This window comes from Aeromicrobium sp., from assembly GCF_032084975.1.
Lineage (GTDB): Bacteria > Actinomycetota > Actinomycetes > Propionibacteriales > Nocardioidaceae > Aeromicrobium.
In genome coordinates, this window is the sequence record NZ_DAMDLR010000085.1 from 1 (window position 1) to 282 (window position 282).

A 282-nucleotide genomic window follows, 5' to 3' on the forward strand; every position below is an offset into this window, starting at 1 on the left:
GCCGACCGGATCCGGCGCGCCGCGATCGACCTCACCGACATCGCCTCCGAGCTGGCGTCCTATGCCTCCGACATCGACCTGGACCCTGCCGGCCTCGCCACGGTGCAGGAGCGCCGGGCCGCCCTGACCGCCCTGCAGCGCCGGTACGGACCCAGCCTCGACGAGGTCATCGCGTGGGCGCAGCGCGCCCGCGAGGAGGTGCTCGAGCTCGACCTCGACGACACCGCGATCGCCCGGATCGAGGCCGAGACGGCCGAGGTGCGCAGCACCGTCGTCGAGCTC

At 74.1% G+C, this 282-nt stretch carries 1 pseudogene; it reads left to right on the plus strand.

Annotation, left to right across the window (positions count from 1 at the left end):
- Nucleotides 1-282 (plus strand): annotated as a pseudogene (locus RT323_RS14400) (DNA repair protein RecN); the annotation flags it as partial.